This window comes from Roseovarius amoyensis (assembly GCF_003260265.1).
Classification (GTDB): domain Bacteria; phylum Pseudomonadota; class Alphaproteobacteria; order Rhodobacterales; family Rhodobacteraceae; genus Roseovarius; species Roseovarius amoyensis.
This window is the reverse complement of sequence record NZ_QITQ01000008.1, coordinates 58167-83186: the sequence shown is the minus strand read 5'-3', so window position 1 is coordinate 83186 and position 25020 is coordinate 58167. Positions and strand designations below refer to the sequence as shown.

28 protein-coding genes and 1 pseudogene are annotated in these 25020 nt (G+C 60.3%); 15 read left to right on the top strand and 14 right to left on the bottom strand.

Annotated elements, in window-relative coordinates:
• Window positions 1-561: 561 nt before the first annotated feature.
• The 5 genes from DL899_RS09095 to DL899_RS09075 form a co-directional block, all read right to left on the bottom strand.
• Window positions 562-924: a SpoIIAA family protein gene (locus DL899_RS09095; RefSeq protein ID WP_111734027.1), complete on the bottom strand. Its 363-nt coding sequence runs from the start codon at window positions 922-924 to the stop codon at window positions 562-564.
• Window positions 896-1861 carry a cation diffusion facilitator family transporter gene (locus DL899_RS09090; RefSeq protein WP_111734025.1) on the bottom strand — a complete coding sequence of 322 codons (966 nt, stop codon included), beginning with the start codon at window positions 1859-1861 and terminating at the stop codon, window positions 896-898. The genes DL899_RS09095 and DL899_RS09090 overlap by 29 nt, the downstream gene beginning before the upstream one ends.
• Window positions 1851-2606: a transglutaminase-like domain-containing protein gene (locus tag DL899_RS09085; protein ID WP_111734023.1), complete on the bottom strand. Its 756-nt coding sequence runs from the start codon at window positions 2604-2606 to the stop codon at window positions 1851-1853. The genes DL899_RS09090 and DL899_RS09085 overlap by 11 nt, the downstream gene beginning before the upstream one ends.
• Before the next feature lie 95 nt (window positions 2607-2701).
• A complete protein-coding gene (locus DL899_RS09080; protein ID WP_037941752.1) occupies window positions 2702-3280 on the bottom strand; it encodes a cation efflux transmembrane domain-containing protein in 579 nt (192 codons plus the stop codon).
• 103 nt (window positions 3281-3383) lie between these two features.
• Window positions 3384-3812: a MerR family transcriptional regulator gene (locus tag DL899_RS09075; protein ID WP_013959865.1), complete on the bottom strand. Its 429-nt coding sequence runs from the start codon at window positions 3810-3812 to the stop codon at window positions 3384-3386.
• 207 nt (window positions 3813-4019) lie between these two features.
• Between DL899_RS09075 and DL899_RS09070 the strand changes: the two genes are divergently transcribed.
• From DL899_RS09070 to lnt, 10 genes are read left to right on the top strand one after another with little or no spacing between them, the layout of a single operon-like run.
• Window positions 4020-4586, top strand: a complete 567-nt coding sequence (locus tag DL899_RS09070; protein WP_111734021.1) for an SCO family protein — start codon at window positions 4020-4022, stop codon at window positions 4584-4586.
• 5 nt (window positions 4587-4591) lie between these two features.
• Window positions 4592-5014 carry a disulfide bond formation protein B gene (locus tag DL899_RS09065; RefSeq protein WP_009503838.1) on the top strand — a complete coding sequence of 141 codons (423 nt, stop codon included), beginning with the start codon at window positions 4592-4594 and terminating at the stop codon, window positions 5012-5014.
• A complete protein-coding gene (locus DL899_RS09060) occupies window positions 5011-5670 on the top strand; it encodes a DsbA family protein (protein ID WP_009503839.1) in 660 nt (219 codons plus the stop codon). Before DL899_RS09065 ends, DL899_RS09060 begins: the two co-directional genes overlap by 4 nt.
• A 23-nt stretch (window positions 5671-5693) precedes the next feature.
• Window positions 5694-6161: a copper chaperone PCu(A)C gene (locus tag DL899_RS09055; RefSeq protein WP_111734019.1), complete on the top strand. Its 468-nt coding sequence runs from the start codon at window positions 5694-5696 to the stop codon at window positions 6159-6161.
• The gene (locus DL899_RS09050; RefSeq protein ID WP_111734018.1) at window positions 6161-6787 is read left to right on the top strand and encodes an SCO family protein; all 627 of its coding nucleotides are present in this window, start codon (window positions 6161-6163) and stop codon (window positions 6785-6787) included. Before DL899_RS09055 ends, DL899_RS09050 begins: the two co-directional genes overlap by 1 nt.
• Window positions 6784-8157 carry a M23 family metallopeptidase gene (locus tag DL899_RS09045; RefSeq protein ID WP_111734016.1) on the top strand — a complete coding sequence of 458 codons (1374 nt, stop codon included), beginning with the start codon at window positions 6784-6786 and terminating at the stop codon, window positions 8155-8157. Before DL899_RS09050 ends, DL899_RS09045 begins: the two co-directional genes overlap by 4 nt.
• 3 nt (window positions 8158-8160) lie before the next feature.
• Entirely contained in the window at window positions 8161-8616 is a 456-nt protein-coding gene (locus tag DL899_RS09040; RefSeq protein ID WP_111734014.1) for a DUF411 domain-containing protein, read from the top strand.
• Between the two features lie 12 nt (window positions 8617-8628).
• Window positions 8629-9411 (top strand): ZIP family metal transporter, encoded by a 783-nt coding sequence (locus DL899_RS09035; RefSeq protein ID WP_111734012.1) that lies wholly within the window; start codon window positions 8629-8631, stop codon window positions 9409-9411.
• A gap of 28 nt (window positions 9412-9439) precedes the next feature.
• Window positions 9440-9898: a signal peptidase II gene (gene lspA, locus DL899_RS09030; protein WP_111734010.1), complete on the top strand. Its 459-nt coding sequence runs from the start codon at window positions 9440-9442 to the stop codon at window positions 9896-9898.
• Window positions 9865-11472 (top strand): apolipoprotein N-acyltransferase, encoded by a 1608-nt coding sequence (gene lnt / locus DL899_RS09025; RefSeq protein WP_111734008.1) that lies wholly within the window; start codon window positions 9865-9867, stop codon window positions 11470-11472. Before lspA ends, lnt begins: the two co-directional genes overlap by 34 nt.
• Here the strand turns inward: lnt and DL899_RS09020 are convergent.
• From DL899_RS09020 to DL899_RS09005, 4 genes are all read right to left on the bottom strand, one after another.
• A complete protein-coding gene (locus DL899_RS09020) occupies window positions 11453-11929 on the bottom strand; it encodes a L,D-transpeptidase family protein (protein WP_111734006.1) in 477 nt (158 codons plus the stop codon). The genes lnt and DL899_RS09020 overlap by 20 nt on opposite strands.
• 70 nt (window positions 11930-11999) lie before the next feature.
• Window positions 12000-13367 carry a TRAP transporter large permease gene (locus tag DL899_RS09015; protein ID WP_111734004.1) on the bottom strand — a complete coding sequence of 456 codons (1368 nt, stop codon included), beginning with the start codon at window positions 13365-13367 and terminating at the stop codon, window positions 12000-12002.
• Window positions 13357-13878 (bottom strand): TRAP transporter small permease subunit, encoded by a 522-nt coding sequence (locus DL899_RS09010; protein ID WP_111734003.1) that lies wholly within the window; start codon window positions 13876-13878, stop codon window positions 13357-13359. Before DL899_RS09010 ends, DL899_RS09015 begins: the two co-directional genes overlap by 11 nt.
• A 34-nt stretch (window positions 13879-13912) precedes the next feature.
• The gene (locus tag DL899_RS09005) at window positions 13913-16267 is read right to left on the bottom strand and encodes a heavy metal translocating P-type ATPase (protein ID WP_111734001.1); all 2355 of its coding nucleotides are present in this window, start codon (window positions 16265-16267) and stop codon (window positions 13913-13915) included.
• Window positions 16268-16449: 182 nt separating this feature from the next.
• Between DL899_RS09005 and DL899_RS09000 the strand changes: the two genes are divergently transcribed.
• A complete protein-coding gene (locus DL899_RS09000) occupies window positions 16450-16734 on the top strand; it encodes a hypothetical protein (protein WP_111734107.1) in 285 nt (94 codons plus the stop codon).
• Between the two features lie 25 nt (window positions 16735-16759).
• Here the strand turns inward: DL899_RS09000 and DL899_RS08995 are convergent, their stop codons facing one another.
• Complete coding sequence (locus DL899_RS08995; RefSeq protein WP_111733999.1) at window positions 16760-17425, bottom strand: L,D-transpeptidase; 666 nt, start codon at window positions 17423-17425, stop codon at window positions 16760-16762.
• Window positions 17426-17673: 248 nt separating this feature from the next.
• Here DL899_RS08995 and DL899_RS19850 point away from each other — a divergent pair.
• Window positions 17674-18050, top strand: a pseudogene (locus DL899_RS19850) (transposase); the annotation flags it as partial.
• Between the two features lie 122 nt (window positions 18051-18172).
• Here the strand turns inward: DL899_RS19850 and mntR are convergent.
• On the bottom strand, window positions 18173-18625 hold the full coding sequence (gene mntR, locus DL899_RS08990) for a manganese-binding transcriptional regulator MntR (RefSeq protein ID WP_111733997.1): 453 nt from the start codon (window positions 18623-18625) through the stop codon (window positions 18173-18175).
• A gap of 269 nt (window positions 18626-18894) precedes the next feature.
• Between mntR and DL899_RS08985 the strand changes: the two genes are divergently transcribed.
• Both DL899_RS08985 and DL899_RS08980 read left to right on the top strand, forming a co-directional pair.
• On the top strand, window positions 18895-19950 hold the full coding sequence (locus DL899_RS08985) for a multicopper oxidase domain-containing protein (RefSeq protein WP_239494654.1): 1056 nt from the start codon (window positions 18895-18897) through the stop codon (window positions 19948-19950).
• Window positions 19947-21128, top strand: coding sequence for a ZIP family metal transporter (locus DL899_RS08980; RefSeq protein WP_111733993.1), 1182 nt, complete (start codon window positions 19947-19949; stop codon window positions 21126-21128). The genes DL899_RS08985 and DL899_RS08980 overlap by 4 nt, the downstream gene beginning before the upstream one ends.
• Window positions 21129-21455: 327 nt before the next feature.
• On the opposite strand, the gene DL899_RS08975 is transcribed toward DL899_RS08980, so the two are convergent.
• Window positions 21456-22535, bottom strand: coding sequence for a hypothetical protein (locus tag DL899_RS08975; protein WP_111733991.1), 1080 nt, complete (start codon window positions 22533-22535; stop codon window positions 21456-21458).
• Window positions 22536-22761: 226 nt separating this feature from the next.
• Here DL899_RS08975 and DL899_RS08970 point away from each other — a divergent pair, with 226 nt between their 5' ends.
• Complete coding sequence (locus tag DL899_RS08970; RefSeq protein WP_111733989.1) at window positions 22762-23655, top strand: recombinase family protein; 894 nt, start codon at window positions 22762-22764, stop codon at window positions 23653-23655.
• Window positions 23656-23716: 61 nt separating this feature from the next.
• On the opposite strand, the gene DL899_RS08965 is transcribed toward DL899_RS08970, so the two are convergent.
• Together DL899_RS08965 and DL899_RS08960 are read right to left on the bottom strand one after the other, a co-directional pair.
• Window positions 23717-24112: a PIN domain-containing protein gene (locus tag DL899_RS08965; RefSeq protein ID WP_111733987.1), complete on the bottom strand. Its 396-nt coding sequence runs from the start codon at window positions 24110-24112 to the stop codon at window positions 23717-23719.
• The gene (locus DL899_RS08960) at window positions 24102-24329 is read right to left on the bottom strand and encodes an AbrB/MazE/SpoVT family DNA-binding domain-containing protein (RefSeq protein ID WP_089423659.1); all 228 of its coding nucleotides are present in this window, start codon (window positions 24327-24329) and stop codon (window positions 24102-24104) included. Before DL899_RS08960 ends, DL899_RS08965 begins: the two co-directional genes overlap by 11 nt.
• Between the last annotated feature and the right edge of the window lie 691 nt (window positions 24330-25020).

The following is a 25020-nucleotide window of genomic DNA, read 5'->3' as shown; positions in this document are numbered from 1 at the left end:
TGGGAGGGAATGGATCAAGCGACGGATTCGTGCCGAGTGAGATCAAAGGTTCGGCACCCCGGACGGCAGTACCAAAAGGCCTCGTGAGCCGCGCTGACGGCATATTGGCAAGGAGGCCAGAAGTACCGCTGGAGCCGCAAGGAACAGGACACCCACCTTCACAGGCAGTGCCCTCAGCAAATCCGGTGGGATCGCACCCGCCGCAACGGCCATCCGCGCTTTCGGTGGGTTCCATCTGCGCCATAGCCGTGACCGACATACCGGCCAACGACATATCCGGCGCAGTCACTGTACCGAAGGTCAGCATGAGAATCAAAACAAGGCGAAAAATGCGGAACATGAACAGTTTTTACAACCTTCCAGTAAGGGGAGGTCAAGCGATATTCTGTAACTTGGACGTGATGCCCCTGTAGCCTCACGATCTTGAGGCGGATGTCATTTCACTCGAATCGCACATGAGCACACAGTACCCGGTTAAAGTCGCTACGTAGTAGGTCCGGATCCGCCAGAAGCATTATTCCATATCCAATTCAGTTAGTCCTTTTCTTGCAGAATCGTTGGCTACCCGTCACGCGCCCACGCAAGTGCGGACTCGGCATCGCTGGATTCGAACCACTGCATCTCGGAGCCCGTCAGTAGGTTGACCACCCGAGCGCCCCATTCCATCCATCTGCGTTCTCCGACAACCGCTATGCGACAGAAATCGTTCACGTGGGCGGTGTCGATCTTCAGATCTTCCAGGATCGCCGAAAGCTCTTCGTAGCCCTCGAAACTTGTAAGGTCGAGAACCAGACCCGGATTATCGGTTGTTCCAAGACGTTCATGAAGCAGCGCGTGCATTTTCTTGAAGTCTGCCTCTGTCAACTTGCCTTCGCAGACGAGCCCGATGACATTATCATGCTCGGTCAGCGTTTCCTTGAACATTGGTCTTCTCCTTTTCACTTGCGTTGCCGTGACCGTAGAGATCGGCGTTCTGATGAGCGCGATCCTCATGCTCAAATTCGAGACTGGAATGGCTGATGCCGAACTCTTCCTTCAGCCGCTTCTTGATCGCGCTCTTGATCTCTTCGATCTTCGACCAGCCCTCGGCTGCCACGACGACATGGCAGTCGAGCGCAGCCTCGTGCTCTTGCATTTGCCAGAGATGGACGTGGTGGACGTCGGCGACGCCTTCGACTTTCCGCATCGCTTCGACGACGGCCTCGTTGTCGATGTCCGGCGGGCTCCCGAGCATCAGGGTTCGGATTGGGCCGCCTATTTCAGTGAAAGACAGATACAGGATGTAGATCGCGATGCCGATGGTGATGGCAGGATCGACCCAACGCATGTCGTAAAGGATGATCAGCGACCCACCGACGATAACCGCGACCGAAGCAAGCGCGTCCGACAGGTTATGCAGGAAAAGCGCGCGGATGTTCACGCTGCCCTTCTGCATCGAATAGGTCAGCATTGCGGTCAGTGTGTCGACCACAAGCGCAATTCCACCGAGAATGACGACGGTCCAACCCATGACTTCGGGTGGATCAATCATGCGCATGCCACCTTCGTAGATCAGGTAGAAGCCGATCAAAATCAGGGTGGTGTAGTTAACCAGGGCCGCGACGATTTCGACCCGACCATAGCCGAAGGTCATGCGCTCATCGGCCGGGCGGCGCGCGATCTTGCGTGCGGCGAAGGCAATGACAAGCGAGGCCATATCGGAAAAGTTGTGCAGCGCATCGGCGATCAGTGCCAGACTGCCTGACAATATGCCCCCGACGATCTGCGCAACGGTAAGAAGCCCGTTCGCCCAGATCGCAATGGCAACCCGCCGATCGCCAGAATCCGGATCGATATGCGCGTGCCCATGATCATGCGGCATTGGCAGGCTCCTCATGCGCGTGTGTCGCGCGTCGGTCAGTCTTGAGGCGGCCGCTGCGGAAACCACGTACGCGCGCATTCATCCAGTGGCGTATGATATGACGGTAAATGGCACCACGCAGCCATCCAAAGGATTGCTCATGGGACAAATAGAAGGTGTCCGGCGTATCAAACACGCCGAAATCCTGCACGATGCCGGTTTTCTGAATGTAGGTATCTTCTCCGTTCCAGGCGACGGGAGGCGCGCCAAGACAATCCGTGCCCGCGCCATACCCGCAGAGACTGTCCGTGTCCGAGAAAGACGTTTGCAGAACTTTGAGGAAAGCGTCATCCAGGATGAAGCCTTCAAGGTTGATCCAGGCACCTTGATATTCGATCTCAACCCATGAGTGGAGAACTTCCTGCGGAGCAAGCGGATACACCAGCTCAGGGACAACACCGCGCTGCAAGCCTGTGTGGATCGTGAAGCCATGCAACCGGCTACGAATGCCGATACCACGCAGCAGCGCCATCAAGAGCGTGCCTTTGGTATTGCACTGCCCATAGCCGTCGGAAAGCACTTCGGATGCGGGGATGTCGTCAGCTCGATTGTATCCGAACGCGATTTCATTCCGAACGAAATCATAGGCAGCTCCGATCCGATCGTATTCGGATAAGCCGCGCCAGCTGCGGTTCTCAATTAGATGCGCAAGAGGCGCGGCATCAAAATCCAGTAGTTTGGTGGGTACAAGTAGGGGGTCGGTCATATGCAACGGGGCGCTCCTCGAATCGTCTTAGAACAAGACTAATTGCTATAGTCACTGTAGCTTCAATCCTTTCTTTCAGAAAGAATCTCCCGCAACTATTTGCCCGTATGAACTGCTTTGTGGTGTTCGCCGTGTGCGTCGCGCAGAATGTCGATACCTCCCCAGGCCGCGATCCCGGCGACAATCACGCCGACGACGAGGTCCGGCCAGTTGGTTCCCAGCCAGGCGACGAGGCCGCCAGCCACGACGATTCCGAGGTTCGCGGCGAAATCGTTGTAACTGAAGGTGTTGGCCGCGCGGATGTTGACGTCCGGATCTTTGAGCTTAGCGAGCAGCCAGACGCAGACTGCGTTGATGGCCGCCGCGATCAGGGCCATGGCGATCATGATCGTCCCGAGCGGATCTGACCCGCCGATGTAGCGGCGCCATGCATCGTAAAGGATACCAGCGGCGAACAGAATCAGCAGCCCGCCAGAAACGTTCGCCGCCCCGCGTTTCCATTTGTCGGATCGGGACAAAGCGAAAAGGCTGATCGCGTAGACGAAGCTGTCGGAGAGGTTATCGAGCCCGTTGGCGATCAGGGCACTTGAGTCGCCGAAGGCGCCTGTTGCGAAAAAGGCCACGGCCAAACCGATATTGAGCGCAAGAACGATCCAAAGCGTCCGTCTCTCCATTGAATCTTGTCTAGCGGCCATTTTGTGGTTCCAGCTTGTGTTGTACGACACATTAACTTCTGCGGCTGATCTGCGTTCCAGCCGGAATGTTGGCTGAATTCCTTCAGGCCCCGATTTCCTCGTGCTCGGTCAGGCATTCCGAATGGTCCCGCAACACCTCAAGCACCTTGCAGTCTCCGGTCCGCCCGCCGCTGCATTCGTGAACCATGCGTTTCAGTTCCGTGCGCAGCGCCTTCAGGCGGGCCATGCGCTGCTCCACCTGTTTGAGCTGGCGACGCGCGATGGCATCTGCCTCGTCGCAGGGGCGGTTGGGATGGTCGCTGAGGTCGAGCAGCTCGCGGATCGCATCGAGCGAGAAACCGAGTTGCCGCGAATGGCGGATGAAGGACAGTCGGTCGAGCTGTGCATTGTCGTAGCGCCTCTGTCCGCCTTCGGTCCTGCCAGGTTCGGGCATAAGTCCGATCTGTTCGTAGTACCGGATGGTCTGCACTTTTGTGCCAGTCTTCTTTGACAGAGTACCGATCGTGAGCATTTTCGCCTCCATGAAAAAGATACAGTTTGTGTAGGTTTTGCCGTCGGAATAAACAAGTGTCGGATTCACAGACGCGTGAGTTCAAGCTATACCATGATTTCGTTCTTGAACCTCTAGCGGCTAGAGGATGTATCCGCACATGCAATAAGAATCAAAAACAGGCGAACAGGATTGTCCCTTACATCGGCACAGAAGTTTCTTTGGGTTTTGGCAGGCGTGGCAGCGCTTGCCTTCGTATGGCTTTTGCTATGGTCCGATTATCGTGCCGATAGCGCCCGAACCGACGCCGAGCCGCCTTTTTTCGCTGAGTTCGAACTGACGGACCACCAGGGTATGGTTCAAACCGAGGAGGACTTTGCGGGGCGCTGGATGCTGGTTTTTTTCGGGTTTACCAACTGCCCCGACGTCTGCCCGACGACCCTATCTGAGGTCGCGGCGGTGATGGACGGTCTGGGCGACGATGTCGCCAAGGTCCAGCCGATTTTCATAACAATCGACCCTGAACGAGACACGCCCCCAGCACTCGCCGAATACGTCCCGCTGTTCGATGCGGGCATCATCGGGCTGACGGGCACGCCGGAACAGATCGCCGCCACGTCCGAGACATTTCCAATCTTCTTTGAGCGCGTCGAAGAGGCCGCAGCGCCGGATGGGTACACCATGGGCCACACGTCGCATCTGTTCCTCTTCGACCCCGAGGCAGGCTTTGCCGACTCCTGGCCCTACGGCACCTCCGCCGAAGAGATCCTCGCCGATCTGGAAGAGAGGATCTGACCGACATGAACCGTATGTCCGGAGAAACAGCCCTCGGGCTGGCGTGGATCATCGCGCTCGTTGCCTCACTTGCCGTGCTTTTTATCGGCGAGGTGCTGGGGCAGACGCCCTGTGTGCTGTGCTGGTTCCAGCGCGCCTTCATGTTCCCCTTGGCCATTATCCTCGGGCTGGGCCTGTGGTGGCGGGACGGCCGTGTGGGGCGCTACGGCATCGCATTGGCGCTTGGCGGCGGCGCAGTCGCCCTGTGGCACATGGGGCTGTACGTCGGTCTTGTTCCCGAACGCATCCAGCCTTGCACAGCCACCGGCCCCTCTTGCACCGATGACAACCAACTGGTCTTCGGCGTCCCTATCCCGCTGATGGCGCTCGTCGCCTTCGCGCTGATCGGGGCGCTGTCGGCCCTTTCATTGAAGGACACACGAACATGAACCGACGCGGCCTGATCCTGTCCGTTTTCGCCATCGGCGTCGCCGGTTTCGGCGGAGCCACCTGGTTTGCAACCCGCCCCGGCCCGGTGGCCGAAGCGGAGCCTGTTGCTCCGGAACTTGCTGAGGCGATGATCCGCCCCTACTCGCCCATCCTCGGACCTGCGGAGGCGCCCGTCACGATCGTCGAATTCTTCGATCCGGCCTGCGAGGCCTGTCGCGCCTTTCATCCCATCGTGAAGGACATCATGGCCGAGCATGGGGATGCTGTCCGCGTCGTGATCCGCTACACGCCCTTCCACGGCGCGGCATCCGAGGAAGCGATCCGCGTGCTCGAGGCGGCGCGCATGCAGGACGTTTACGTGCCGGTGCTTGAGGCCGTTCTGCGGGAACAGCCGAGATGGGCGTCGCACGGTGCCCCGGCGCCTGGCCTGATCCTTCAGATCGCCGCCACGGCCGGACTCGATGCCGAGGCCGCGCGCACGCAAATGCTGGCACCCGATGTCGTGGCGATCCTGAACCAGGATCGTGCTGACGTCGAGACCGTGGGAATTCGCCAGACGCCCACATTCTTCGTGAACGGCATGCCGCTCGATCCATTCGGAGAGGCAGAATTGCGTCGTCTGGTGGCTGCCGAAGTCGCTGCCGCGCAAAGCTGAATGGAAAGGGCAGGATCAGAACGATGAAAAAGTATATTTTGACCAGCACACTGGCGGCGCTTTTGACCCTTGGAGGGTTCTCAGCGCCCGCGCTGGCCGGACCCGAGGATGTTGTCGTCGAGAACGCGTGGTCCCGCGCCTCCATCGGGATGAACCGTCCCGGGGCCGCTTACATGACGATCCGCAACACTGGCGACGAGCCAGTGACGCTGATCGGCCTTACAACACCGCTCGCGATGATGCCCGAAATTCACGAGACGAAGACAAATGCCGAAGGTGTGAGTTCCATGAGCCCGGCGGGGGAGATCGCGATCGCCCCGGGCGAGAGCGTCGCGCTCGAACCGGGGGGCCTGCACGCAATGCTGATGCGGCTACAAGAACCGATGACGGAAGGGGACAACTTTCCGCTGACCCTGCTTTTCGAAGACGGAGGCGAAGTGACGGTCGAGGTGCCGATCCTCGGAATCGCCGCGCGGGGGCCAGAGGACTGATGCGGCGACGGGCGATCCTGGGGTACGGCGCGGCTGGTGTCGGGGCGGTCGCCCTGATGCTCTTCGTCGGTTGGTGGCAGGTCGATGGACCCGGTGGAGCCGAGCCTGTCGGGCAGCGGCCTGTGGCCCTGACCGAGATGGATTTCCGTCTGACGGATCATGAGGGCAACGCGGTCGGGCCAGAAACCCTGATCGGTCGCCCGACGATGGCGTTCTTCGGCTTCACCTACTGTCCCGATGTCTGCCCGACCACGCTCTCGGACATTTCGGGATGGCTCGACGATCTGGGAGACGAGGCCGAAGAAATGAACGTGGTTTTCATCACGGTCGATCCCGAGCGCGACACTGTAGAGGCGATGGCCGAATATGTCGGCTACTTCCATCCTGGGATACGTGGCTGGACGGGACCGGAGGAGCAGATCGCGCGCGTCGCGGACGGCTTCCGCGCCACCTACGTGCGGGTGCCGACGGAAAGCGGCGATTACACGATGAACCACACCGCGAGCGTCTTCCTGTTCGCAGCCTCTGGGCGGTTCGTCACCATGATCGACTATCACGAACCCAGAGAATTCGCGGTGCCGAAAATTCGCCGCGCGCTGGCAGAAGAAATGGAGGGGGCGACATGAGGCTCAGAACTTTGGCGGCGGGTGTCGCAATTGCGGGGACGGTTTTGGGAGCGGCTATCGCCATCTCTGATTTCATGCCGAAAGAACCCGTGCCGCCGGAACTTGCCCAGGCAGGTAGCTGGATGCCCCAAGGTCCTGAAGCCCCTAGAAACGTTGAAATCCTCGTGACGCTGCCCGCGACGGCATGGGCAGAGGATGCACCCGACCTCGGCCCCCTACCCCTTCTGCAGGTCGCGTTTGCCGACAGGCCGGTAAGGGCGATCGAGCCACCGCTGTCGACGTGGTCGCGCGACATTGCACCTGGCGAGACGCTCGATTTCTTGCTGTCCGAAGCTGGACTTGCGGCACCTGACAGAGCCGAAGTTGCCCTCGCGCTTGGCGCGGAATACGATCTGCGACGGCTGCGGCCGGGGCACTCGGTCACTGTCGCTTCGACCGTGGACGGCAGCCCCCGCACCGTCTCACTCGCCGTCGAGGACGGAGTGCGGATCGAGGTGGTTTTCGGCGAGCAGTTGTCTACGCAGGTCGTGGCTCCGGATCCGGAGATCGTAACCCTTGCCGGCAAAGCCGTGATCGACAGCTCGATCTTCGCGGCACTCGACGAAGCCGGCATACCCGCCCGTTTTTCCGTGGACCTTGCGCAGATGCTGGGTGGGACCGTGGATTTTCGCCGCGAGTTGGCCGGTGGCGAGACACTAAGGCTTCTCTGGCGTGAGGCGCGGGTCGGCGAGGACAGGATCGGACAGCCCGAACTCGCCTTCGCCGCACTGGAGATCGGCGGTTCGCTTTACGAGATCGTATGGCCGGACGACGGCAGCGGTCAGGCGACGATCTACGTCGATGGCGAGGTGCTGCGCGTCTTCGCACAGCCGGTCGAGGGTGCGCGCCTCAGCTCGGTGTTCGGACGCCGCACGCATCCGGTCTTTGGCAACGTCCGGATGCACACCGGCGTCGATTTCGCAGCGGCACGCGGGACACCGGTTCAATCGACGGCACCGGGGCGGGTCAGTTTCATCGGCTGGCGGGGCGGCTATGGTCGAGTGGTCGAAATCGCCCACGGCTCCGACACCTTGACGCGCTACGCGCATCTGAGCGCCGTGCCGGAAGACCTGGCACAAGGCCAACGCGTTGCGGCGGGAGATGTGATCGGCCGCGTCGGCGCGACTGGTACGGCGACAGGTCCGAACCTGCACTACGAAGTCCTTGTGGATGGGCGCCCGACTGACCCCCTCTCTGACGACCGGCTCGCCGAAGCAGCCGAGAGCGAAGCGGATGATACCGCCGCGCTCTCGCGTCTGGCCGAGGCGCGCGCGCTTCTGAATCAAAACCTCGGCAGCGAGATTGCCGAAACGACAACCGAAAGGCTCTGACCCATGAAACGCATGACCCAAGCTCTGGCAATCACCCTCGCCCTGTTCCCGGCGGCCCAGGTCCTCGCAGAGGCAACGGCGATCGAGGTCCGCAAGACGAACGGTTGCGGCTGTTGCCTGTCTTGGATGAACCATCTCGAAGAAAACGGGTTTGCGCCGACGGGCGAGAACATGTTCGGTGGGTCGCTGGTTCGCTTCAAGCTCGACAACGGCGTGCCGCAGCGCATGGTCTCCTGCCACACCGCGCTCATTGATGGCTACGTGATCGAAGGCCATGTCCCGGCCGCTGACATCCGCCGCATTCTCGAGGAGCGCCCGGACGCCGTCGGCCTCGCCGTTCCGGGGATGCCCTATGGCTCGCCCGGCATGGGGCCAGAAGACGACCGCGAGGCCTATGATGTCTTCCTCATCCGCAAGGACGGGTCGACGGAAGTCTTTTCGAGCTACGCCGAAGGATAATCTGGCTCGCCCATGGAAAATCTGTCTCCGATAATGCTCGGCTTTCTCGGAAGTCTCGCCGCCGGATCCCTTACGGCAGTCGGGGCAGCTCCCGTGCTGTTCGGGCGCATCCCGTCCCGGGCCACGCGCGATCTGTCGCTCGGCTTCGCTGCCGGTGTCATGCTGTCAGCCTCGTTCTTTTTGCTGATCATCCCGGCATTGGATGCGGCAGAGCCAATGTTCGAAAACGGCGCGATGCCTGCGGCCATCGTATGCGTCTCGATCCTTCTGGGCATGGGGGCTGTCGCGCTGATGAACGAAAAGCTGCCGCACGAGCACTTCAAGACGGGACGCGAAGGGCCCGAAGCGGCGTCTTTGCGGCGGGTCTGGCTGTTCATCATCGCGATCACGATCCACAACTTCCCCGAAGGCCTCGCGGTCGGGGTCGGCTTCGGATCCGGAGGTATGGAGGGCGGTCTGCCGCTCGCCATCGGCATCGGGCTTCAGAATGCGCCCGAAGGATTGGCCGTCGCTGTATCTCTGCTGGGCGAGGGATATCCGAAGCTGCGCGCCTGGGGCATCGCGGCGCTGACGGGCATGGTCGAGCCGATTGGCGGCCTGCTCGGGGCCGGGATCATCACACTGTCGGAACCGCTGCTTCCATGGGGTCTGGCCTTTGCCGCGGGAGCGATGCTCTACGTCATCAGCCACGAAATCATCCCCGAAACCCATCGCAGCGGCCATCAGAACAGGGCAACGCTCGGTCTCGCTGTCGGGCTCGTTCTGATGCTGTTTCTCGATGTCTGGTTGGGATGAGGCAATGTCATCATACAAAGGATCTCCGATGATCGGCGTATTTGCAGCGCTTGCTACGTTCGCGATCGATCAGATCACCAAAGCCATTGTCGTTGCGAATGCCGTCACTTTAAGCGTCGGGATTTCCGTGTTTCCGGGATTCAACCTCGTCTTTTATCGTAATGACGGCGTGACTTTCGGGATGCTGGGCGGCGCTCCGTGGTGGAGCCTAATCGCTCTCGCTCTTGCCATCTGTGTTTGGCTAGGGGTTATGCTGTTTCGCGCCGAAAATGCGGTCGAAACACTTGCCTATGGCGCGATCATTGGCGGAGCCCTGGGCAATGTCATCGATCGTGTGCGGTATCGGGCTGTAACAGACTTTCTCGATTTCTACATTGGCACAACACATTGGCCTGCCTTCAACTTGGCCGATGTATTTGTCGTCAGTGGCGTGGGGCTCTTGCTCGCCGCGCCATGGATCAGCGCGCGGCGTTCGATCAAGTCGTGAAGCCGGAAATTCTGAACCGCATCGCTCTGCGCCACCGTTTTCTTTCGCGGATGACGCTTGGTTTCGTCGCCGGGGCGCTGACCGTTCTGACTTTCCCGCCTTTCTCGCTTCTCTTGCTTGTTCCCATTGCCTATTCCGCGTTGTTTGTCGGTCTTCGCGATCTCTCCTTCGGGCGCGCTTTCCTCGTCGGCTGGGCGTTTGGTCTTGGCCAGTTCGGTTTCGGGATTTCGTGGATCGCGGAAAGTTTCTACGTCGAGGCCGAGCGGTTTGGGACGATGGCGATCCCGGCGGTCGCGGGATTGTCCGCAGGTCTCGCGATTTTCCCGGCCATTGCCGCCGTGCTCTTCGCCGAAATCGCGCGGCGCGGAGCCATGGGCAGTCTCTTGAACTGCCTCCTGTTCGCGACCTCTTGGACCGTGGCCGAGTGGTTGCGTGGTCACGTTCTGACAGGGTTTCCCTGGAACCTGGCCGGTTACGCACTTGTGGACTATGCCGCCCTTCGCCAGACCGCCGCCTGGGTCGGAAGCTATGGGCTAAGCTTTCTCACCGTGTTCGTCGCGTTGCTCCCCGGCGCTGCTGTCATGGCGTCCGGGCGGCAACGATTGACCATCTCGCTCGTGGCGCTGGCCGGCATCGCGACGATGTGGGCTGTCGGCACGCTTCGCCTCCAGTCGGATGCACAACAGCCACCCACTGTCGACCTGCGCATTGTCCAGGGCAACATTCCACAAGAGGAGAAATGGGCGCCCGAGAACCGCGAGGCGACATTCGCGCGCTATCTTGAGCTTTCAACCCTGCCCGGCGATTTCGACGTTCTTCTCTGGCCGGAAACCGCCTTTCCGGGTTTCCTCGATGAGGATACGGAGGCGCGGGCCCGCATTGCCGCTGCGCTACCGGAAGGCAGCGTGCTACTCACCGGAGTGCCGGACCGTGTACCGAGCGAGGATGGCATCCGATATTTCAACACGGTCCAGGCTTTTGGCGATACCAGCAAAATCCTGACCGGATACGCGAAACACCATCTCGTGCCCTTCGGCGAATATGTGCCATTCCGCGGCTGGTTGCCGATCGAGCGGCTGACGGCGGGGCTCGGCGACTTTACGCCCGGACCGGGCCCACGAACGCTTGCGCTTCCGGGTGTGCCGCTGGTCGCCTTGGCGATCTGCTATGAGATCATCTTCCCAGGCCATGTGGTCGACGACCTGTTCCGACCTGACTGGATTTTCAACGCGACAAACGACGCCTGGTTCGGCACCAGCATCGGACCCGAGCAGCATCTGGCTTCCGCACGGATGCGCGCCGTAGAGGAAGGCCTTCCTGTCATCCGAGCCGCGAATACGGGCATCTCCGCGGTCATCGACGCGAACGGAAGTGTCGCCGCGCGGCTCGATACCGGCGAAACGGGCATCATCGACGCTAGCCTGCCCTCCGCGCGACCGCCGACACTCTACGCGAGCTTCGGGGACTGGATGCTGTTGGCGCTCATCTTGGCTTCGTGGAGCTGGGCACTGGCGGCCAATGCGACGGCTCACTACCGCCGCATGAGAAAGACCGTCATGCAAAGATGTGGATAGGTGTTCCGTCCTTCACCATTGCATAGATGTCCTCGATCTGCCGATCTGTGACCGCGATGCAGCCAGCTGTCCAGTCGCGGACGTCCGTTGGGTCGATGCCCGGGCGTGGACCACCATGGATGAAGATGTCGCCGCCGGGGGAAAGGCCCTGCGCTTCGGCAAAGGCGATGTCGGCCTCGTTCGGATAAGAGATACCAACTGAAAGATGATACGTACTTTCAGGGTTGCGCTTATCTACTATGTAGGTGCCCTCCGGGGTCCGGCCGTCTCCCTCGAATTGCTTGTGACCCTCAGGAGCGAAACCCAGCCCGACCGGATAGGTTTGCAATACGCGATCGGCTCCGTCGAGAACAAGCAAGCGCTGCCCCTTGTAGAGCCGAACACGGGTCACCTCGGGTCCGCCATAGCTGCGGAACTTGCTGGCACAGCCGGACAGAAAGGCGGACATCATGCCCATGAGAAAAATACGACGTTTCATTGAAGGTACTCGATTTTTTGTTCTTTGGCCGAGCATTTATCATGAACCTTCAATTCAACAAAGGGCTGTCTGACTTGGAAAGAACAAGTTCCGGGAGCCAGGTAACCAGTTCTGGCCACAATGCCAGCACTGCGATGAGCAGGATTTCAATGATCACGAGCGGCCCGGCGCCACGATAGATGTCAGCCAGATTGACACCTGGAGGAGCGGCCATCTTGGCGAAGAAGAGAGCATATCCGAATGGGGGCGTGAGAAAGGACGTTTGAAGCGCCAAAGCGATCAAACCGGCCAGCCAGATTTTTGAAAAATAGTCCGAGCCAACATGATCTGAAAAATCCAGCTGCCCGAACACCGGCAGCAAAATTGGGAGAAAGACGAGCAGGATCTCGATCCAGTCGAACACGAACCCGAGGACGAGGATGATGCCAAGCAGCAAGGCAAGCGTCATCCAGCGCCCGAGATCGAACCCGTTGATCCATTCAAGCAGAACTTCGCGCCCCTCAATCAGATTGAAGCCAAGCGAAAAAATGGATGCCCCGACGACGATAAAAAACACCATTGAAGTCATGGATGCGGTCTGAACTATCGTCTTGTTGAGGCGTGCAAGTGTCATGCGTCCGCGAAACGCCATGACCAACAGTCCCCCGAAGACGCCGATACCTGCCGCCTCGGACAGGGTCGCGATCCCGCCCACGATACTGAGAGGAATGGCTGCAATAACTCCGATGGCAATGATCACCGACAACACGTCCCGCATGGTGGGTTTTTCCGCATCCGACAGGGCAACGTCGACACGATTACGAAGTGTGACCGCGTAAAACAGCGAAAAGAATAAGACCAGCAGCAGCACCGGGATGACAAGCGCTGTGTACATCAACGCGATCCGAAGCTGAAAGACATTGGCCACAAAGAACAGCAGGACAGCCGGTGGAAAGACGACCCCCAACGCCCCGGACGCCGCAACCGCCGACCCGGCCGTGGAAGGCGCATATCCCGAGCGCAGCATCGGCCCATAGGCCACCAGAGCGACCGTCACAACCGACGCACCGATGACACCTGCGGCAGGCGCGAGGATCAGGCCAATCAACAGGGTGGCAATCGCATATCGGCCCGGCACGGATTTCAGGACATGGCCCAACGTCTGAAACAGCGTTGCTGCAACCCCGCTGGCATTCAGGACCAGCCCGAGAAAGATAAGAAGCGGGACACTAGTGAACTGCACACCTTCGTTGGTCAGGATGCCACGCACCCGAAGGTAAATGAGGCCGAGATGGCCAAAATCTGTAACGCCGATCACAACCGCAGCGACAAATGCCAGAAAACCGGTAGCGGTCAGGACCAAAGCCACAGGAAAACCGCTGAACACACCGATGCCCAATAGCCCTAGCATTGCGATGGTCAGGATTTCAGTCTCCATGTGGCATGTCTTCCTGAGAGCTTGGCGCGATGCCGTCGTGTCGCCCGCGCAGGAAGGCGATATTGCGCACCGTGACGACAAGGCCCGCCAGCCCCAGCAGGGCAGGCCCGATCACGGCGGCGATGCGCCGCGCCCAGATATCTGTTTCCGCATATTTCGTCGTCCGCATCAGCCCATCCCAACCGTAATTGGTCAGGATGATCGCCAAAGGCAGCAGTATGAAAAGACAGCCCGCAAGCTCGATCCACGCCAGGCGGCGCGGAGGCCAGTTTCGGCGAAAGACGTCCACGCGGACATGCCCGTCGCGCAGGTATGTAAATCCGAAAGTCATGAAAATGAGGATGAAAAGCAGTGAGGTGGATAGATCGGGAAGGATCGCCGAGACCCCGAGCTGAAGCTTGCGATCAAGCATTTGCAAGCCGGTAAAAAAAGCGATGGGGACCACGGTTAGCCACGCGGTCCCTACTCCTAGCGAGTGGATGATCTTTTCCAGCCTTTCAAGAATGCGCAATCTGTACCCTCCCAGCCCCTCTCAGGAGGCATTTTTAGTGATCTTGGGCGAGTGCTCCCCGAACCATCTGTGGACCAACCTGTTCACCGCCGGACGGCGGCGCCTTGGCCTCTTGGCTGTTAAGCAGGCGCAGGGCGTTGGCCACCACCAGCAATGACACTCCTACGTCGGCTGCAATAGCGCCCCACATCGATGCCACTCCGAACGCAGTAGCGACGACGAAAACGCCCTTGGTCGCCAAGGAAATACCGATGTTCTGATGGATAATCGACATTGTCCGGCGCGAATGACCGATCAGCCAAGGCACCTTACCGAGGTCGTCGGTCATCAGGGCAATATCCGCCGTCTCGATTGCCGCGTCCGAACCAACAGCACCCATCGCGATGGCGTAATGCGCGCGCGCCATGGCGGGGGCGTCGTTCACCCCGTCGCCGATCATGGCCACCATGTCATGCGTTTCGACCAGTTCTTCGATGGCAGTCACCTTGTCTTCGGGCAGAAGCTCGGCACGGACCTCGTCGATGCCGACCTCGGCTGCAACGGCGCGCGCTGTCCGCTCGTTGTCGCCCGTCAACATGACGATGGTCTTCACGCCCTGCGCGTGGAGCTGTGCCACGATGCCCTTGGCGTCGGGGCGGATACGGTCGCGCAATTCCAGGATGCCGGTCACGCCGGTGTCGTCGCCCACGGCAACAAGGGTGCTGCCAGCCCCTTCGATGCGGTCGCGCAAATCCTTCGGAATGGCGTCGCCGAAACCCTTCTCCTCGGCAAACCGGTCGGACCCTAGCCAGATCGACCGGCCGTCTGTGCGTCCTTCAAGTCCCCTACCGGGAACGGTTCGGGTATCTTCCGCGGCGGACACATTGATGCCGTCGGCTTCTGCCCGCGCGAGAATGGCACGCGCCAAGGGATGCGAGGAACGTGCCTCCAGCCCAGCGGCGAGGGTCATCAGATCTTGCGCCGATGCTTTGCCCAGCGGATGCACCGCCGCCACCTCGGGCTCGCCCATGGTGATCGTGCCGGTCTTGTCCATGGCCAATGCAGTGGTCTTGCCCGGTGCCTCAACATATGCACCTCCCTTGATCAGCACTCCGGCCCGCGCTGAGGCGGTGAGTGCGGCGACGATGGAGACCGGTGTCGAGATGACCAGAGCACACGGGCAGGCGATCACCAGCAGCACGAGTGCATTGTAGAACCAATAATCCCAGGCCCCACCGAAAATGAGCGGCGGCAGCAGGGCAATTGCAATGGCGAGAGCCATGACGATAGGCGTATAGATGCGGGCGAATTTCGCCACCCACTGCTCCACCGGCGCGCGGCGGGCATGGGCGTCGCCGACCATGCGGATAATCTTGGCCAACACGGTGTCCGAGGCGGCCTTCGTGGCGCGCACCGTCAGTGTGCCTTCGCCGTTGATCGTACCGGCATAGACTTCGTCGCCCCGTTCCTTTGGAACCAGCGCACTCTCTCCGGTGATTGGCGCCTGATCGACGGCCCCTGCCCCATCGACAACCTCACCATCCAATGGGATGCGGTCTCCGCCGCGCACGACGAAACGTGCGTTGATAGCAACCGCGGAAGCCGGTACGTCCGCTTCCGAACCGTCATCATAAAGAATTCTTGCCGTCGGCGGCGCCAGGTCCAGCAGAGCTGAAACCGCATTCCTCGCACGCCCGACGCTCCAGCTTTCGAGGAAAAGCGAGAGCGAGAAGAAGAACGCAACCGTCGCCGCCTCGAAAAATTCGCCGAGGCCAATTGCACCCGCGACTGCGACGACCATGAGCAGGTTCATGTCGGGCGACAGCCGCCGTGCGGACGACCATGCCTTGGGCGCCACGAGCCAAACACCGAACAGGATCGCAACCGCGAATAACCCTGCCTCGACCAGTGGCATCGGCGCTTCGCCGTGCCCTGCGAAGAGGCCGAGTGCCCCCCCCATGCCGGTCTCGATGATGTGCCACAGAAATCCCGCGGCCCAGAAGCCGCCGCTGAGCGCCGTAAACAGCCGCTGGCGTGCAAGATGGGCCGCCTGGTCGACCGACGCGTTTTCGGCATCCCAAGGCTTGGCGGTCATGCCGGTGCTTGCGACCAGTTCTGCAATTTCGCCGTCCGATACACTCTTGGCGCTGTCGAGAATAGTCATCCGTCCATTGATCACGTCGAACGCAAGATGTTCGGCCCCGCCGATCTTCGGGCCGACCACCTTGTTCAGGATTGCTACCTCCTCGGCGCAATCGAGGCCGGACACCTGAAAACTGCGCCCGCCCGCTGGCGCGGGGGTCGCCGGAACGGTGTCGCCGCACGCTCCGGCGCTCCCGCAGCAGCTGCCGCCGCTTGTCTGGGCATCTTCGGCGTGATCGTGGTCGTGACGATGGGTGTCGGACGGCATGAACGGACCTCTGGATTCGGGTGCTTTACCATGACATAGCCCCTACAGTAGCTAGAGCTTCAAGAGCAAAATACGGTGGTATTTCAGTTTGATTTATTGCTAGAGGATGCGGTGACCGGCTCCATCACGCCTTGAGGCATGAACAGCCGCTGCAAAGAAAAACAGACATGAAAGGAAGCTTGATGCGGGTTTTGATGCTGAAGCAAAAAATGATGGTCGCAGTGGCGCTGTCGCTTACGGCCGGGTGCGCAGTCCAGCCGACTGGGCCGGGCGACGCGGCAGACCAGCCGGGCAACGTTCCCGAAGCCGTGATCGCGATGGCTGCCCCGGATCAGGATGTTGCAACCGCGCGCTTGGTGCCGGAAGACGGGTGCTACTGGTACGAACACAGCGGCCCCGTTGAAACGACCTTGCTGCCGCTGCGCACGGCGAACGGCAATCGTATCTGCACCCCTCGCGAAACTTAGCTACGTTTGCCGACCGCTGCTTGGCTTAGCTGCGGGCAGTGACGCTGTCCTCTGCCGAGTAAAGATAGGCCGTAGAGCCGGTTTCGACGTTCGGGTAAAGGTCATTGATATGGGCCATAACCATCCGTACGCAGCCCGAACTTGCGCGGCCACCGATACTCCGTGGGCTCGGAGTGCCATGGATGCGCAGAAGGGTATCGCGATCCCCGACGTAGAGATACAGCGCCCTTGATCCAAGCGCGTTTTCCGGTCCGGGTTCCATGCCATCGGCAATGTCAGCATAAAGTTCGGGGTCGCGATTGATCATGCTCTGTGTCGGTTGCCAGTGCGGCCACCTGACCTTGCGCTTGATGATATAGACACCCGGCTCGTAGAGGTTCCCCCGCGCGATGGCCACGCCGTAGCGCATCGCGGTTCCACCCTCTTCAATGTGGTAGAGATATCGCGCGACCGCATCGACATGAATATCTCCCGGCACGAGCCCGGCCTTCGCGACGACACGTTGCGGCAGGAACCGCGGGTGCAATCCCCATGGGTTGGAAGTCTCGGCAACATAATCCTGAGGCGTCACCTGTGCGTCCCATTCAGCCTTCTGAGCCTCGGTGGGCCAAGTGTCGGCAAAAGCCATACCGGGACCGGTCACCGAAAAAAGCGCCGTTGTTGTCTGAATGAAGTGTCGTCTTGTCAGCATTTTGTACCCTTTCGGTTCCCGCCGGCGATTGATGGCAAGAACGGTATGTGTTCTCATTGAATAGATAGGACTTCTAGTGGCTAGAGGTTCAAGGGCAAATTTTCGTGAGCAAACATGCGATCCTGGCAGTTTCCAGTTTGCTTGGGAGGAGAAAACTGCTCGCACGATACCTGGTCCGAAGTTGCGCAGCGACACTTCGTGAAATCGCAGATTGTCTGGAAATTTAGGCACAGCGGCTTCGATATCGCGACCATGAGATCGGGAGCGTCACGGCACACGGAACTTACGCCACTCGCAAATGCTACGATGCCATCTCTGGCTCCGGCTCTCATTCCGTTATTTCGCCCCGTAAGAACGCAAAGCTTGGATGGAGATCATAGCTGTAGCGGCGGCTCGTAATTAGGCCATACGGGCATCGCAGTATCTGGGCTGTGCGCTCTGGCGGCAATGGAGCGGATATCCCCGCCGAAGCCGCGCCGAGACGAAGATGCAATGTGTGAAACTGCTTGGCCAGCCGCTCATCGCGTCGGACTTTGGCCGCCATGGTGCGAAGCTTCAGTTCCGCTTAGCAGTCGTCAACAGCTACACCGCCCTTGGCATCCCCGTCACAGAAGCTTTGGAATAAGTCCGTCCGGAGAATGGTTAACACCGCCTATCAGCCTGTTTGTAGAACATTGCCTCGAGGACCCCTCGATTGGTAAGTTAAAGTCTAAGGTCAACCCGCTTACTTCAACGGCAACCACCCGACTATGACCGCTGGGAAAACGCCGCGAACAGCGCAAGCGTCCGTTCGCTGACATGGTGCTCGATGCCTTCGGCATCGCGTTCAGCCGTCTCGGGGTCGAGCCCGAGGCTCAGGAGAAACCGCAAGACGATCTCGTGGCGGTGCCTGCATTCCTTGGCGAGCGCCCGGCCTTCCTCGGTCAGAAATACCGAGCGATACTTCGCACGGGTGATCAAGCCGTCCCGCGCCAGACGGCCAAGCGTCTTGGCGACTGTTGGCGCGGTCACGCCCATGCGTGTCGCAATATCGACCGGCCGGGCCTCGCCGTTCTCGTGGATGAGTTCGGCGATCAGTTCGACATAATCTTCCGCCACTTCGCTGCGCCGCGCTTCGCGCACACCGATGAAGGCCTCGGCGCGGGATTCGACCGCACGTGCCTCTGCCTCGTTTGAGTCAAGGTTCTCATCATCCGTCATGCCGTCACCCTCGCACGATCGGGATTGACTCGTAAAGCCTAAGCGATGATTATTAGCCGAAGCTAACTTTTTGCGCCGGGACTTTGGCCTGCGTGTCATCTGAGGGGACATCGTCCATGCCTGTCGATACCAGCAAGCGAGGGCGCGATGTGTCGTCCGCCGTGGAGACATCTCGGCCCACAGCGCCACCTGCGATGGTCACGGAGCCAGTATCGGCGTCGCGACGCGCGTTGTTGGTCAGCGGTCTGGTGGCTGCCGGCGGAGCGGCCGTGGCCGCGAGCCGCGCGCAATCCCAGGCAACGCCCGACCCGATGGCGGGGCATGCGATGTCCGGCGGGGCGGTCGATCCGTATTCGGCCCATGACAGTGGCATGGCGCATGGCAACATGACGATGGTCGGCCAGGTCGACCACGCCCGGAACGGGTTCGACCCGACGGCCATGCTGACCGACTGGGAGACCGGTCGCACCGAAGTCCTGCCGGATGGGCGCACGTTGCGAACGTTCGAGGTGGACGCCATCGACGCGGAGATCGAGATCGCTCCCGGCGTATTCTTTCCCGCCTGGACGTTCAACGGTCGCGTGCCAGGCCCCGCCCTGCGAGCGAAAGAGGGCGACCGGCTGAGGATCGTCTTTCGCAACCTCGGGTCACACCCGCATTCCATGCATTTTCACGGCATTCACTCGGCGCGGATGGACGGCGTTCAAGGCGCCGGGCTGATCGATCCGGGCGAGGAGTTCGTTTACGAATTCGATGCCAAGCCCTTCGGCTGCCACCTCTACCATTGCCATGCCCTGCCACTGAAACGGCACATGCACAAGGGCATGTACGGCCTTTTCGTGGTCGATCCGGATCCGGCGCGCCACCCCGAATTTGCGGCCGTTGCGGCGTCGCGTGTGCTGGGCAGCCCGGAAAACGCCGAATGGCAGGAACTGGCGATGGTGATGAACGGCTTTGACACCAATTTCGATGGTGAGAACGAGGTCTATGCCGTAAACACGGTCGGCCAAGCTTACATGAACGCGCCGATCCGGATCGACAAGTCGCGCCCGGTGCGCATCTACCTCATGAACGCGACCGAGTTCGATCCGATCAACTCGTTCCACCTGCATGGGAATTTCTTCGACTATTACGACACCGGCACCCAGCTCACGCCGACCCTACGCACGGTCGATGTGATCATGCAGTGTCAGGCGCAGCGCGGCATCCTCGAGTTCAGCTTCGCCGATCACGAGGACGGGATGTATATGTTCCATGCGCACCAGGCCGAGTTCACCGAACTTGGCTGGATGGGATTTTTCGACGTGCGAGAGGCCGGAGCATGACCGATCATATCCAACGCAGCCGCCCGCCAATGACCCGCCTGCTTCTCGTCCTCGTGCCGCTGGCCGTCATGCTGGGCGCCTTTGTCTGGATCGCCTCGCTCGATCCCTTGCGCGGCTTCAACAATGGCGCCCCCCCGGTCGAGGCGCTGACCGTCGAACGGACGATCCTCGATGGGTCGGGGATATCGCTCAGGGTGCGCGCCGGCGGATCGGAAGCGATGGTGGTCGCGCAGGTTGCCGTGGATGATGCATACTGGACCTTCACGCAGGAACCGGCGGGGCCGATTGCCCGCGGCGATGCGGTCTGGCTGCGCATTCCCTATCCGTGGGTCCTTGGCGAGGCCCATCATGTCAATCTGCTGACGAACACAGGCGCGACCTTTGGGCACGAGATCGCGGTTGCAGTTTCGACGCCAAGTCCCACCTGGGGGCAACTTCGGCTCCAGGCGGTGATCGGGGCGATCGTCGGCCTTTTGCCGGTAGCGCTTGGCCTGATGTTCTATCCGGCCATGAAGGGCGTCGGGCAAAGGGGGATGAACTTTCTGCTGGCGCTGACGGTCGGGTTGCTGGCCTTCCTGCTGATCGACACCATATCCGAGGCACTGGAGCTATCGGCAGAAGCGGCCGCGATATTCCAAGGTTCTGCCATGGTCTGGCTGGCGGCGCTTACAAGCTTTCTTCTATTGATGGCTATCGGGCGCTGGCGCGGCAATCCGGAAGGCATCGCGCTTGCGTTCTACATTGCCCTCGGGATCGGGCTTCACAACTTGGGCGAAGGGCTGGCAATCGGCGGCGCATTCGCCGCCGGGTCGGCGGGGCTTGGAACTTTCCTCGTCCTAGGCTTTGCCTTGCACAATGTCACCGAGGGCATCGGCATCGCCGCCCCGATGCTTCGTGCCCGGCCAACGCTTTGGACGTTTGCCGCCCTGACCCTGCTCGCCGGTGGCCCGGCCATCCTCGGAATGTGGGCGGGCAGCCTTGCCTATGCGCCGCAATGGTCGGCACTGGCACTCGCCGTCGGAGCGGGTGCGATCCTGCAAGTCATGGTCGAGGTCAGCGCCTACCTTGTACGTCAAAACGCCGACAGGCAGGCGGCGCTGATGTCACCAGCCGTACTGGTCGGGTTTCTGGGCGGCATCGCCTTCATGTACGCGACGGCGGCATTGATCAAGATCTGAGCGGTGATCGGCTGTTTCGGCTTCATGGGGCGGTCGCCCAACTCTATAAACTGACCCCGTCTGTCCACGGGGAGATCGCAATTTTCGTGCCCCAGTTTGTGCGCCCAAGAGACTTATTCTTTCGTGATTTCGAAATGAAGAATTTGAGGCTAGAGCGACTAGAGGATCCCACAGATAGGTGAAAACACTGCAAATCCATCTGACTACTATTGCTGAGCCGCGCGTCGAAATCGACTGTCTCGTATTTTCGTTCTGTCACGATTCAGCGCCTCCGTTGAACTATCAACAGATGTTACGCACCAAAACTAGTGCTTCTTTAGAGGTGATTCATGGCATCGCCCGCCACATGCGGAAACGCCCCTTTCCGGTCACCTCGCGGATCAGGTCGCGCGTTTCCATCCAAGCAAGGTTGCGCTGGACGGCGGCGCGGCTGGCACCGGTCAGGGTCTCGGCCATTGGAGCGGAGACGACGGGCCATTCTGTCAGCACCGCGCGCAATGCTGGTGGTGTCTTGCCAGAGAGCGGTGCCATCATGTTGTCCGCCCGCGCTGACCATGCCTGGATATCGTCGAGGTGCCGCATCGCGGTCAGGCATGCTGTTTCCATTCCCTCGAGCCAACGCTCCAAGCGCTCAGCAGGTGGGCCGCTGGCGCGCAGCCCCCCAGCCCCGCGCATAGCCAGAGGCGCAAAGATAGCACCCCCATTCAAATTCGGGCCTTCGCTCGCGGCAATGCGTGCGGCGGTAACCGCCGCTTCCATCCGGTCGCCCTGTTGCCCGAGGCCCGCAAGGTTCCAGAGGTGAAACCCCATGCAGGCGCGTGTGATCGAATGCAGGTCGGCGGCTTGCGCCATCAGGTCAAGCCAACCGACCGCGCGATCCGCAAAGGGCTCGGCTTCATTAGCCATGTTTTCAGGGTCACGGCGATCGAGGAAAGCGGATAGGTCCACTTCTGGACCGGGACCGCCTGTAAGACGGCGCACCGCCCATCCGATACGCGCGAGCGCTGCGGTGTCGTCCTGCACCCCGGACAAGCGCATGGATATCCAAAGCGCCAGCCGATCCGGGCCAATTCGGTCACCCACAAACCAGCTGAGGTCTGCCGCCTCCATCAGCGCGAGCCTGTGCCGCCAGCCCTTTGGGCCACGGTGCAGACGGTCATCCAGCGCGCCAATCCGGCCAGCCACACGGGCGAGATGGGCGGCATTGCCTGCCTCTGCCTTCCGCCAATCGTCGAGGACTGCGGTTTCAGGCAGCTGTGCCCTCGATCCGGGCGGCAGATAATCCGGCTCCACTTCCATCGGACCGGGCAGGAACCACAGGTCGTCCTCAGACGTCTCTTCAAGCCCCTCCGCATCCACTAGAGGATCGTCAAAACTATGATACTGCGTAGATACTTGAGGCTTCATATGTGCAAAATACGGCACTTTTGCATATTACCCAAGTGTTTTGTCAGGGTGCCCCTGCCCACCCTATATAGCACGCGCGCGCGGTGGTCTGCGATATCTCTCTGATCGCGCTCAGCGTATGAAAACCAAGGGGTTTTTGATGGGCAGCACCACTGGAGGCGCCCTTGCATCTGTTTACAAACGGTCGTTTATTGGCGCTATATGAAACTGCAAAAAGACTGTTTTGATGCCATTGATAGGCTACGCGCGCGTTTCCACAGAGGATCAGACCCCCCTGCCCCAGTCTGAGGCCCTTCAATCTGCGGGTTGCGTAGAGATCTTTGAAGAACACGCCTCAGGCGGCAATCGTGCGCGGCCAGTACTTGCCCGCGTGCTCGAACGCGTCCAGAGCGGCGACACGCTGGTTGTCGTTCGGATCGACCGGCTTGCACGGTCTCTGTCGCACTTGCTGGAGGTGATCGAACGTCTGGAGGCCAAAGGGGCTTTCTTCCGTTCTCTCCAGGACCCCATCGACACGGCATCGCCACAAGGCAAGTTCACGCTGCAGGTTCTGGGCGCCGCGGCCGAGTTCGAGCGCGCACTGATACGTGAGCGCACAAAGGCCGGGCTTGCCTCTGCGCGCGCCAAAGGGCGCGTTGGTGGCAATCCTGGGCTACGCGCCAAGGATCCCGCTGCGCTGCGCAAGGTGCGGCTGGCGCGACAGGACGGCTACATGGAGCGCCTCAACGAGACCGCGCAGGATTGGGTGCCCCATGTGCGCCGCTTGCGACCGGATATGGCCTGGGAAGACCTGTTGCGGATCATCAACGGCCCCCTGCCCCATGATCGTCGCTGGACGCAAAGCCGCCTGCTGCGCGCCGTGAAAGCCTATGTGCGCGACGGGTTCCTGCCCGCCGAGGTTCTGGACCGCGCCGGACGTCGCGAAACCGACGACCGCCTGCCCGCGATCGTCGCTGCCATCAAGGGCGCGGACCCGGACATCACGCTAGTGGCGATCTGCGATCGGCTGGAATCGATGCGTGAGCGCACACCACGCGGACGGACAAGTTGGCAGCCGTCGTCCGTGAGGATGCTGCTGGAACGCGCGGAGAAGTTGGGCTTGCTGAAGTGCGAGCAATAAACACAACCTTGCAAATCTTCCAACTCATGGAACAATTGCAAGGTTGCAGCCCGTTTTCTGTTCAGGTGAATGGATTCACGACGCGTAACTGATCTTCAACCAGCAATCCGTCGTGCATATCTTCGCTCCACAAAGTCGTGCATCCAGCAATAAGGGCGGCCGACACAATCATCGCGTCATAGACCGAAAGTTGGTACTTTTCTGCCAAAGCTCGGCCCACAAGATGGGTTTGCACAGACAGATCCTCGACTGGACACAAGGATTGGACCCCTGCGAGAAAAACGCCGGTCTCCTCCCAACTTAGACCGGCTTTCCTCCGGCAATTGACCATCGCTTCGTTCAGGACCTGCACACTGATCCGCGGCCCCTGCCCCAGGATGTCTTCCGCCCGATCCGCCTTTGGGCCGTCGTCAAGAAGGTAAAGAACGACATTTGTATCCGCGAATTCAGCGCTCATGCGCAGCGTCGCGGCTCAGGCGTGCTTCCTTGGATAGCTTTCCGCGAAACCGCCTTAGCCCTTGCAGGACTTCATCGGCGCGAGGTTGGCGCTGTACAAGCAAAGTACCGTCGTCCTTTATCAGATCGATTTGGTCACCCTCTTTAAGACCAAGTTCGCGCACAAGATCGGCAGGCAGCCGGACGGCGAGGGAGTTTCCCCATTTGGCAACTTGCATCTTGTCCTCTCCGGTGTGGATAAACATCAAATCAAGTATATCCAAAGCCATCAAAAGGCAAGCTTTGGTTCGCCCAAGGTATTAACCGCATCTGCACCTGGCGCAGCACAGTTTTTCCCGTTAGGCGCTTGCCGATGTGTATTAGACTTAGTCCAAGAGTGGGCTTCCGCTACTCTGCAATATCACCGAAAGGATGGCAGCCGTTCGTGGACAGCGACTTTCGCCCTCGGTTTGCCTCCCGATTTGGGTAGGTCGCATGAGTGCCATGTCGCAGCCGTCGTCCCTTCCTTGTCGGTTTTCGCACTTCCCCTCCCCTTCCCCGCGGCGCCTCGTGTCCGGCGCGGTTCATGTTCGGACAGCTAACTGGTTGCTGTGTATCACGCGGCAACCAATGAACGAATAGATCGACGACGGAGGGCGGAAAGATCGAAATCACCACATTTGGGTGCTGCGTCTCGACACTGATCGCCAAGACCAATTCTAGGTCTGAGTTGCACGGCAGAGCGTAGGATAGGGTAGAGATATTTGTGGTCACTACGTTTACAGCTGTAAACTCGGTCTAGATTGCGCTCGCGGATATAGTCCCCAACGACCTTCACAGACACTAAATAGAGGAAAAATCTTGACTTAGTCGCGTGAATCGCTGCTTTTATCCTCAAGTGGCGCGAAAAAGGCCACATTTTGGAAATTG